Origin of the sequence: Cryobacterium sp. TMS1-20-1, assembly GCF_004402355.1 — a bacterium.
Lineage (GTDB): Bacteria > Actinomycetota > Actinomycetes > Actinomycetales > Microbacteriaceae > Cryobacterium > Cryobacterium levicorallinum.
Genome location: NZ_SOGF01000062.1, coordinates 1 through 3,094, shown reverse-complemented (window position 1 = coordinate 3,094; position 3,094 = coordinate 1). Strand labels below are relative to the sequence as shown.

Sequence of the window (3,094 nt, the reverse complement as noted above, 5' to 3'; positions counted from 1 at the left end):
TTGTTTCTAAGTTAAGTCCGGCGGTGTCTTACTCTCCCACAGGGTCCCCCCTGCAGTACCATCAGCGCTGAGAGTCTTAGCTTCCGGGTTCGGAATGTGACCGGGCGTTTCCCTCTCGCTATAGCCGCCGAAACATCTGGTGATGAACCACACCAAAGTGTGATCGTCAAGTCGTTTCGAACAATTATCGCTTCGCCACTCAAACACTCTGAGTGAACTATTCAATTATGTTACGTATTCCAATACTCTACAGTACTGGTGCTCTCAAAAGAGCGGTTGTTCTCGACCGTACATCGAGAACCACATAGTGGACGCTAAAGCAGCTTCTTCAAACTGAGTGTTATCAAATTATCGGCTTATTAGTACCGGTCAGCTCCATGGGTCTTTAGTCCCCACTTCCACATCCGGCCTATCAACGCAGTAGTCTAGCTGCGAGCCTCTCCCCCGAAGGGATGGAAATCTCATCTCGAAGCCGGCTTCCCGCTTAGATGCTTTCAGCGGTTATCCGTTCCGAACGTAGCTAATCAGCGGTGCTCCTGGCGGAACAACTGACACACCAGAGGTTCGTCCATCCCGGTCCTCTCGTACTAGGGATAGATCTTCTCAAATTTCCTGCGCGCGCAGCGGATAGGGACCGAACTGTCTCACGACGTTCTAAACCCAGCTCGCGTACCGCTTTAATGGGCGAACAGCCCAACCCTTGGGACCTACTCCAGCCCCAGGATGCGACGAGCCGACATCGAGGTGCCAAACCATGCCGTCGATATGGACTCTTGGGCAAGATCAGCCTGTTATCCCCGAGGTACCTTTTATCCGTTGAGCGACAGCGCTTCCACAAGCCACTGCCGGATCACTAGTCCCGACTTTCGTCCCTGCTCGACTTGTCAGTCTTACAGTCAAGCTCCCTTGTGCACTTACACTCGACACCTGATTACCAACCAGGTTGAGGGAACCTTTGGGCGCCTCCGTTACTTTTTAGGAGGCAACCGCCCCAGTTAAACTACCCACCAGGCACTGTCCCTGAACCGGATCACGGTTCGAAGTTAGGTATCCAATATGACCAGAGTGGTATTTCAACAATGACTCCACCTGAACTAGCGTCCAAGCTTCACAGTCTCCCACCTATCCTACACAAGCCACACCGAACACCAATACCAAGCTGTAGTAAAGGTCACGGGGTCTTTCCGTCCTGCTGCGCGTAACGAGCATCTTTACTCGTAATGCAATTTCGCCGAGTTCGCGGTTGAGACAGCTGGGAAGTCGTTACGCCATTCGTGCAGGTCGGAACTTACCCGACAAGGAATTTCGCTACCTTAGGATGGTTATAGTTACCACCGCCGTTTACTGGGGCTTAAATTCTCAGCTTCGCCTTGCGGCTAACCGTTCCTCTTAACCTTCCAGCACCGGGCAGGCGTCAGTCCGTATACATCGTCTTGCGACTTAGCACGGACCTGTGTTTTTAGTAAACAGTCGCTTCCCACTGGTCTCTGCGGCCTTCGAACGCTCCCGGAGCAAGTCCGTTCACGCCTCAGGCCCCCCTTCTCCCGAAGTTACGGGGGCATTTTGCCGAGTTCCTTAACCACGATTCTCTCGATCTCCTTAGTATTCTCTACCTGATCACCTGAGTCGGTTTGGGGTACGGGTGACTAAAACCTCGCGTCGATGCTTTTCTTGGCAGCATAGGATCACTGATTTCACCCTTACGGGCTACCCATCGGGTCTCAACCTTATATGAGAGACGGATTTGCCTATCTCTCGGCCTACATCCTTAGACCGGGTCAACCATCGCCCGGCTCAGCTACCTTCCTGCGTCACACCTGTTAATACGCTAACCGCACCAGCATAGGGTCGCACGCTAGGCCCCACGCTTCACCCCGAAGGGATCCATCTAGGGGATTCAGATGCTTAGCATTACTGGATTAGTTTGGGCGGTTTTTCGTCAGTACGGGAATATCAACCCGTTGTCCATCGACTACGCCTGTCGGCCTCGCCTTAGGTCCCGACTTACCCAGGGCGGATTAGCCTGGCCCTGGAACCCTTGATCTTTCGGAGGACGGGTTTCTCACCCGTCTTTCGCTACTCATGCCTGCATTCTCACTCGTGTAGCCTCCACGGCTGGTTTACACCGCCGCTTCGCTGGCCACACGACGCTCTCCTACCCATCAACACGGCTGAACCAACCACACAAGGTGGCGGCTTACCAAAAATATCAATGCCACAACTTCGGTGGCGTGCTTGAGCCCCGTTACATTGTCGGCGCGGAATCACTTGACCAGTGAGCTATTACGCACTCTTTCAAGGGTGGCTGCTTCTAAGCCAACCTCCTGGTTGTCTGTGCAACTCCACATCCTTTCCCACTTAGCACGCGCTTTGGGACCTTAGTTGGTGGTCTGGGTTGTTTCCCTCTCGACGATGAAGCTTATCCCCCACCGTCTCACTGCTGCGCTCTCACTTACCGGCATTCGGAGTTTGGCTGACGTCAGTAAGCTTTTGGGCCCCATCGGCCATCCAGTAGCTCTACCTCCGGCAAGAAACACGCAACGCTGCACCTAAATGCATTTCGGAGAGAACCAGCTATCACGAAGTTTGATTGGCCTTTCACCCCTATCCACAGCTCATCCCCTCCATTTTCAACTGAAGTGGGTTCGGTCCTCCACGACGTCTTACCGTCGCTTCAACCTGGCCATGGATAGATCACTTCGCTTCGGGTCTAGGACATGCGACTGAATCGCCCTATTCAGACTCGCTTTCGCTACGCATTCCCCTCTCGGGTTAAGCTCGCCACATATCACTAACTCGCAGGCTCATTCTTCAAAAGGCACGCTGTCACCAGAACAAAGCTGGCTCCAACGGTTTGTAAGCAAACGGTTTCAGGTACTATTTCACTCCCCTCCCGGGGTACTTTTCACCTTTCCCTCACGGTACTTGTTCACTATCGGTCATGTAGGAGTATTTAGGCTTATCAGGTGGTCCTGACGGATTCACACGGGATTTCTCGGGCCCCGTGCTACTTGGGATACTTCTCGGGCGATTGCTGCATTTCGACTACGGGGTTCGCACCCTCTATGACCAGGCTTTCAATCCTGTTCGTCTA

At 53.3% G+C, this 3,094-nt stretch carries 2 rRNA genes; both read right to left on the bottom strand.

Going from position 1 to position 3,094, the window contains the following annotated elements:
* Positions 1–15: 15 nt before the first annotated feature.
* Positions 16–132, bottom strand: a 5S ribosomal RNA gene (gene rrf / locus E3O45_RS15705).
* A gap of 207 nt (positions 133–339) precedes the next feature.
* Positions 340–3,094, bottom strand: a 23S ribosomal RNA gene (locus E3O45_RS15700); the annotation flags it as partial.